Below are 490 nucleotides of genomic sequence, written 5' to 3' on the forward strand. Positions count from 1 at the left end.
CCTAATGAAAGAATACGCAGAAACCGAAGCGAACGAACAGTTCATCCAAGCTGACTTCCAGCAACTTCAAAATGCCACGGGCAAAGGAAAAAGCGCCATGCCGCTTCACTACAATGCCAAAGCGTACCGAGAAAGCGACATCCATAAGAAAAAAGGCGAGATTTCAAGACATTCAGATGCTTATTTGACGATTAAAAAGGAAGAAGCGAAAGAGCGGGAAATCAAGGATCTGAAGAAAAAGCTGGCAGATGGTGTCACCGATCCGGATGAGCATTTGGAAATCGCGAAGAAAATCGGCTATGAAAACCTTGAACCCGCTCAGGTGCAATATGTGATGCAGCTTGAACAAGCAAAACAGCTGGAAGAAGTCGGCGAAACGGCTTGGGATATCGTCAAAGGAATAGGCGTCGGCCTTTATGATGTCGGAAAAGACACCATAACAGGCGTCAAAGACCTGGCTGTCGGCGCATGGGATTTTTACCATCTCTCC

Annotated in this window: 1 pseudogene; it reads left to right on the plus strand. The window is 46.7% G+C overall.

Annotated elements, in window-relative coordinates:
* Positions 1–490 (plus strand): annotated as a pseudogene (locus Y79_RS01000000120020) (hypothetical protein); the annotation flags it as partial.

It is taken from the genome of Bacillus siamensis KCTC 13613 (assembly GCF_000262045.1).
GTDB lineage: Bacteria > Bacillota > Bacilli > Bacillales > Bacillaceae > Bacillus > Bacillus siamensis.